This is a genomic window from Maricaulis sp. (assembly GCF_048270265.1).
In the GTDB taxonomy this organism is placed as follows: domain Bacteria; phylum Pseudomonadota; class Alphaproteobacteria; order Caulobacterales; family Maricaulaceae; genus Maricaulis.
This window is the reverse complement of the sequence record NZ_JBLWTD010000044.1, coordinates 1-6,882: the sequence shown is the minus strand read 5'-3', so window position 1 is coordinate 6,882 and position 6,882 is coordinate 1. Positions and strand designations below refer to the sequence as shown.

The 6,882-nt window shown below is 34.0% G+C and carries 8 protein-coding genes; 7 read left to right on the top strand and 1 reads right to left on the bottom strand.

Annotated elements, in window-relative coordinates; translation table 11 throughout:
* Positions 1–895, bottom strand: an 895-nt coding sequence (locus ACN0YF_RS14620; protein WP_417494951.1) for a plasmid recombination protein, incomplete at its 3' end; no start/stop codon positions are given.
* A 493-nt stretch (positions 896–1,388) separates the two neighbouring features.
* On the opposite strand from ACN0YF_RS14620, the gene ACN0YF_RS14615 reads away from it, so the two are divergent.
* The 7 genes from ACN0YF_RS14615 (at position 1,389) to ACN0YF_RS14585 (ending at position 6,792) form a co-directional block, all read left to right on the top strand.
* The gene (locus ACN0YF_RS14615; protein ID WP_417494950.1) at positions 1,389–1,655 is read left to right on the top strand and encodes a hypothetical protein; all 267 of its coding nucleotides are present in this window, start codon (positions 1,389–1,391) and stop codon (positions 1,653–1,655) included.
* A 149-nt stretch (positions 1,656–1,804) separates the two neighbouring features.
* Positions 1,805–2,059: a hypothetical protein gene (locus ACN0YF_RS14610; protein ID WP_417494949.1), complete on the top strand. Its 255-nt coding sequence runs from the start codon at positions 1,805–1,807 to the stop codon at positions 2,057–2,059.
* Positions 2,060–2,246: 187 nt separating this feature from the next.
* Positions 2,247–2,492 carry a hypothetical protein gene (locus ACN0YF_RS14605; RefSeq protein WP_161437527.1) on the top strand — a complete coding sequence of 82 codons (246 nt, stop codon included), beginning with the start codon at positions 2,247–2,249 and terminating at the stop codon, positions 2,490–2,492.
* A gap of 141 nt (positions 2,493–2,633) precedes the next feature.
* Positions 2,634–4,295 (top strand): hypothetical protein, encoded by a 1,662-nt coding sequence (locus ACN0YF_RS14600; RefSeq protein WP_417494948.1) that lies wholly within the window; start codon positions 2,634–2,636, stop codon positions 4,293–4,295.
* A 1-nt stretch (position 4,296) separates the two neighbouring features.
* Positions 4,297–4,587 carry a DUF2523 family protein gene (locus ACN0YF_RS14595; protein ID WP_417494947.1) on the top strand — a complete coding sequence of 97 codons (291 nt, stop codon included), beginning with the start codon at positions 4,297–4,299 and terminating at the stop codon, positions 4,585–4,587.
* Between the two features lie 11 nt (positions 4,588–4,598).
* Positions 4,599–5,654, top strand: a complete 1,056-nt coding sequence (locus tag ACN0YF_RS14590) for a zonular occludens toxin domain-containing protein (RefSeq protein WP_417494946.1) — start codon at positions 4,599–4,601, stop codon at positions 5,652–5,654.
* Positions 5,602–6,792, top strand: coding sequence for a type II secretion system protein GspD (locus ACN0YF_RS14585; protein WP_417494945.1), 1,191 nt, complete (start codon positions 5,602–5,604; stop codon positions 6,790–6,792). Before ACN0YF_RS14590 ends, ACN0YF_RS14585 begins: the two co-directional genes overlap by 53 nt.
* Positions 6,793–6,882 lie beyond the last annotated feature (90 nt).

Below are 6,882 nucleotides of genomic sequence, written 5' to 3'. Positions count from 1 at the left end.
TGCTTTTTCTTCTTTTGAATAAACACAACATATCTGCTTCTCTCTCTTTTGTTATTTTTGTAATTTCAACTAAGTCTTTTTTCGATTCAATGATTTCAAGTTCTTGTTTTTTAAGATTATCCTTCTCTTTCTCTATATTAGATTTCTCTAATGTTATATGGTTTTTCTGTTTTTTGTGTCGCTCAAATTTGTCAGACAAATCCTGATGAACAACAGATAGCCTCTTCGCTGACTCTTTTCTTTTCATATACTCAGAGCGAGTTAAACGCTGCTTTCTAGCGCCATCACGTAGAAAGCCGTACTTTGATGCAACAGAGTAGTAATACTCGTCTTGAAGCTCCCTGAAGGCTTTCTTGTACGCTTCATATTTAGCTTTCCTTCCGCCAGTTGTTTCTTCTCTTGCCCTGATTGGTTCGTGAATGCTTTTTATGTGCAACTTGCAATCATCCGTCTGTTTAGGGATGCATATAAAATGCAAATGTGGGTGGCTTTCATCTTCATGAAGAATGACGCTTATAAGCTCGCCCTTATATTTGTTTTGAAGGTACTTGATATTGTCAGCTATCCACTTTTTGTAATTTTCATCTGACTCTTCTTTGAATTCTAAAGGGCATGAAATAACACCGCTCAAAACGACCTGAGCGTCTTTGCGAATCTTTCGACCTAGCTGGTCAGTTGATGCATTGACGCGCTCTTGAGCAAGCTGTAGAGCGACATAAGCGTCATAGCCGTATAAGACTGAAGGAGGTAACGGATTAGGTACGTGAGGAATTGCATCTGGATGACGCATTAATTCACGCGAAACTGAATGAAATGACTTTGAACTTTTTTCTGGACTCTTCTTGTTATATTTAGAGTGTAAGGAATAAGTTTCAATGTGCAAAAATTGATACATAATATCTTCTCTTAGTTTTAAATCGTAATATCACCTCTCTTGTTTTGTTGTTTTATTTACTTTATCTTTTAAGTAAGACGAAGTCTTATTTGAAAGGTAAAGTTGCAGGGATTCAAAAGGGATGCAGTCCCTTTGCCGACGGATATGAAACGAGGAACGAGTGAATATCCTTAGTCGGTCACTAAGTGTATGTTCGTGCCTATATTTATATATTAGCATTATCTTAATTATTACACAATAAATAACACGCTACACAATGCACTCATTATCCGCTTCGCTCAATGTGTGCCATGTGTATCGTGTTTATTATTATATGTAAGATCTAATAATGGTCATTAAAAATTAGAAATAAAGTTTTATTGTAATAACTAGATAATTTTGATATTATTGAATTAATAAAAATAAGAAAACATAGCTATTCCAGTTGCCGCTTTTAAAGCGGCTTTTTTTTGATTATAATAAAATCAAATATTATGATTATGAGTATTTTAAAATGAATATAAAGATTGAGAGAGAGATTGTCTTAGATAATGAGCGAGTTGATTTTAAGAAAACAGTTATAGCAATAATTAAAGCCAAAGGAACAGCAATGATAGTTGCAGAAAGAGCTGATAACTTAAATTTGAGTGATGATGACGATGCGTTTAAGAAGACATCAATAATGTATCAAGAGCAAAAGAGATGTTTTGAAATCGTATTTAGAGATGATGCTGACTTTATAATGAAAGAAGCAAGAAAAATGCTAAAAAAATTAGTTTAAAATTCCCCTTATTTATCAAAATAGTTAATTGAATCCAGCCATTTGGCTGGATTTTTTTTGTAAAAAATACTTGAAATAATAAAAAAACGAAAATAAGATAAAACTAAATTAGAAACAACTAATATAAAAACAAAACAGAAGAGAAATTTATGAAACGTTTAATCTACAGTGTAAAAGAAATTTTTAGCGAACGAAAAAAAGAGACTTTCTACATTATGCACTATCTGAATGAAAGCAAAGATGCAAAACAGAGAGGGTTTTATATCCCGAAGGATAAAGATGATAAAAATAAAGACAAAAATACAATGTTTATCACAAAAGAAAAGTATGAACTAGTAAAAGAAAAAGAACTGCCTTTCTTTATTGAAGTTCCCGAAGTTAAACAAGAATTTAAAGTAATCTAATATGAATTTTTTAACATGCACAGAGCTTGTTGAAAATGAATGCGTGAATGCGCAACTAATAAGCTCAACTGAATTACAAAGCAGCGGAAGTATTGTACACATTATGCCTGCATTGGCTTTGATGATAGTTGCAGCTTTTATAATTAAAAAAATAAGACAATCAATATAATTAGAAGAGGAAATTGTCGTGAGTAAACTAACTAAAAATAAAATCGTAACAGTATCAGCAGCAACAGCAGCAGCTCTAGCATCAGCTAGTTCTTTTGCAGCAGTTGACCCAACAGTACAAGCAGGGCTTGATAATCTGGTGGCTACAGGCACAGAGTTATCAGCGGCAGGCTTAACTGCAATCATTGCATTAGGTGTTGTATCTGTGGGTATTGCGGTTGTAATTGGTATCCTGCGTTGGGTTAAACGCTCAGCAACAAATTAACATTTAGTTAATTTGAATAAGCCCCGCTATCGGGGCTTTTTTGTAGAAAGGTTTCAAAATGATTCTTGTTGATAGTAATTTAATTTTAGAGTTGATGTTTTGCGTATGTTTTATAATAAGTGTAACTATAGCATTTTCTTGATGCTATCAATATTCTTCCTATCCTTTTTTTCCTCAAATGCAAGTGCAAGCACAGAAAGTCTCTGTGGTGATATTGCAGGTCAGTATACGTCAGCTTACCCAGAAGAAAGAATGATTACACGAGGAAGCAATATTAGCTTTGCAAAGCACCTCAATAAAAGCGATGTTTATTGCGAGGTTCAGTGTCACAATAAGAGCGAGTGGGGCATGTGTGCGTCATTTTATAATGAATTCGGACAGGAATATGCAGCCTTCCACTGGAGATATACAGGCAATGATTATGTTTTTAGTAATCTAGTAAGAAGCATTATATTTAATGATAAGAAAGCTGGAGAGCAATATAGACTGTATGCGAAAACAGATGAAGAGTTGTGCAGTAAAATAGCAGATAAAGCTAAACGCGGTTCGATATCCGCTAACTCGTCAGGGGTATATAGTAGCATTTATGTAAGTTCAGGTCCCTATTACATAGATAAGTCAGTAGAAGCAACAAAAACAACAACAGGATTGTCGTGCAAATTTGAGTTTGCAGGAACAGATGCAAATGAAGGGAAAATAATACAAAGAGACACGGCATTTTACGGATATTTAGTTTCAGAAAGTGAACCCGCTGAAATTGCGCAAAAGTCATGCAGAGCAGGTGAAGTATTTAATGAGGATAAGCAGATGTGCGAGTTTCCAGAACCTCAAGCATCAGAATCATGTAAAGCTGATGTAATAGTCACACAAACGATTTTAATGACAAGTGTTTCAGGGCTTTTAAATATTAACGGATGTGAAGCAAAATACACTGGGGAGCCTGAAATTTACAAATCAATTGATAATCAAAAGTGTGTAAGAATGAAATTTAAATTAACTGGTAATGGAGCACTTAGCTACATGTATACACTTAGAGATAGTGATATGTGTGAAGCAGAAGAAATGGCAGTGTGTGAAAATGATGCAGTATTAAATAAAGAGTATAACGTATGTGTAAAACCAGAACTCGAAGACGGTGAAAAAAGCGAAAGCTTAGAAGACCCTGACAACTACGAAAACACAAATCCTGATGATCTTATGAACGGAAATCTAGGGGAAGGTGAATACGTTCAGTGTGATGAATATCCAAAGCTTGAGGGAATGCAAAAAGAGACAATATGTAATGTGTATAGTGAAAACGGTGAATACAAAAGACCTGCTTTAGTAATTGAATATCCAGATGGCGTATACAATCCGAACATTTGCGCGAATGGATACACAGGAAATAATTGTGATAAAGACCCGAATGCAGGCGGAAGTATCGACGCTGGAAACTCAAGCGTTTTGAGTGGTGTTAATGATATAGAAAACCTACTAAAAGGAAATGGTGTATACAACATTGATTATAACAGCATAGGAGAAGACCCATTTTCAGAAGGTGAAGAGGGTGAAGGTGAGAGCATTATAGATATAGGCGAATCGCTGACAAATCATGACAAGATATTAAGTGAAAGCGGAACATGTCCCGCACCAAAAGAAATCGTACTGTTTGAAAATGTTGTGTTCGCAGGTAAGCACATAGAAAAGAAATTTGAATTTAGCTATGAGTTGTTTTGTGATTTTTCATCAAAGTATAAAGATATATATATCGCGCTATTTATCATGATGTTGTCAATTGATTTTATTAGAAGAGTGAGAAAGTAAAATGCCAATTCTACAGTTAATATATACGCTGATTGCGAAATTTTTTGGAGAGGGTCTCTATAAGATACTTATCAAAGCAGGTACAGCTTTAAGTGTCGGAGCACTAACATATTCAGTTAGTGATGATATTACAGCGAAAGTTTCTTCATTAATATCAAATGAGTTTGGCGCTCTGGATTCTGACCTCTATTCACTTTTTGCAATAGCAGGGGGCGCTGAAATAATTAACATTCTTATCGCATATATGACAATGCTTGTGACGCTAACAATTACAGAAAAAGTGGTTAAGTAATGATTTATCTAGTGACAGGAACGCCAGGGGCTTCAAAAACCCTGAACGCTATTAAAGAGGTTTGTGAGAATAATGCATTTTCAAAAAGACCCATTTATTACAATAACATTAAGTGCTTAGTGTTAGATTTGAATTTTTTGAATTCATTTGAGGGGTTCTTTTACTCTAAATATTTGAGAAGCTGTAGTGATGAAGAAAAGAATGCAATCAAAGATATTGTAAAAGAAGCGCACAGGAATAACAGATTAGTAAGTATGAATGATGTTCCGTTTTTGGGTTCTGAATTCAGAGAGTACAATCATATTGATGAGTTTTTGCATTGGTGCAAAAGGCTGTATAAAAAAGAGAGAGTTAGTGAGCTAGAAAGGTTCATAGACGTATGCAGAAGACATAACTACAAAATCAGAGCAAAGCACATTAGAAGGTTCAATCTCGATTGGAGAAGGTTAGAAAATCCTCATGAATGGTTCAAGCTTGAAGCAGGTAGCGTAATAGTCATTGACGAAGTGCAGAATTTCTTTGGAAAGAGAAGTGCCTCATCAAAAGCACCAGATTACATTGAAGAATTTAACACACACAGGCATAAAGGGTTTGATTTAATATTAATAACTCAAGACTCATCATTAATTGATTATCAGTTAAAAGCCTGCGTTAATAAACATATACATTATAAAAACCTGAACGGTGGCGATAAAGTTTCAAGATTAGAGCATAACAGTCATTTTAATGTCCACTCATCTACAGAAAGAAGAGCGTGTGACTTTAAACAAGTAATAAAAAGAGATTCCAAATTTTACGGAAGTTACTACAGTGCAGAGCTTCATACGCACAAATACAAAATGCCGCAGATGATTAAAAAATTATTCTATGTAGTTCCCGTTTTGCTTATTGCTACCTACTTTTCAATAAATACATTTTTAGATTTATATAACTTTGATTTGGCTAAAAACATTGAAACAAAAAATGACAGTGTTATATTAGAAGAAACTAATACAATGACAGAAGATAATAAAAATGAAAAAGGCAATTGTATCATTACTAGCAGCAATAATCGTTACTGCATCTAGCTCATCTTTCGCATTTGATGCGCCAAACGAAGTTATATCATTAAATGATTTCGTTAATTTAGTGAGTAATGATTTATCATTAAACATCATAATCGATAAAGAAATCGAAGAAGAGAATGTAAAAATTTTCGGTTCGAATACAAATAAAACGACACAAGAAATCTTTGCAGCAGTTATTCAAGCAAACAAACTAAAACTAGAAGCAACAAATAATATTGTAATTATAAGAAGAAATGATGAAGTGAATTTCGATTATGACACAATAACATACAAAGTAAAAAGCGATGCAAAAGTCGTAGCTGAGAACTTAGAAAAGGAATTTGATTGGGTTGAAAAACAGTATGGATATAATTGCAAGTTCACAAGTGAACAAACAAATAATGTAAACGCTGTGTGTCCCGCTGATGTGATTCCGCTAGTAAACAGAAGAGTAATGCCACTTCTAGGTATCGAAAAACAAATATTAGTAAAAGCTTATATATCAGAGACGACTGACGGAAACTTTACGAATATCGGAATGAAGTACGGATTAAAGACAGATAACGCAGGGATTACATATAAGCTTGACAAAGGCATATTAGACGCTGCAATGCAAAGCCTAGAAGCTTCATTAGTTGTAGATAAGTTCTCAGCATTCATACAGCTTTCTGAGTCAGAGAACAAAATCAAAACGGTTGGAAGACCTACAATTCTAATCAGTGACAAACAAAACGGAAGCATAAACGCAGTTAGTCAGGTTCCCATTGCAACATCTACAGAGCGCGATGATGATAATGATAAAGAAAAAACAAATATAGAATACAAAAGCGTGGGTGTGATGCTTGATGTTTATGCAGAGATTGTGTCGGAAGATAAAGTGAAGCTTACAATTTCGGGCGAAATGTCGTCAGTTGAAGAGTACAGTGGAAGCATAAATCCGACAATTAAAACAAGCAGAATCAATACAACAACTATTATAAAACAAGATGAAATGATTAACTTGGGTGGAGTTATTACAACTCAAGAAATTGAAGAAAGAAGTGGAATACCAATACTAAAAGAAATTCCGCTATTAAAGTATTTATTTAGTGTTGAAGATAATAGAGAGCAAAAAAAAGAGCTTAGCATAATGATTACAGCTAAGATTAAAAATGATTGAATATTATAAATATAATATTTGATTGGCTGAAAATGGTGATTAATCGATAATGTTTTAGGGCTTGTGATAGTGTTGCAAGCTCTTTTTTTG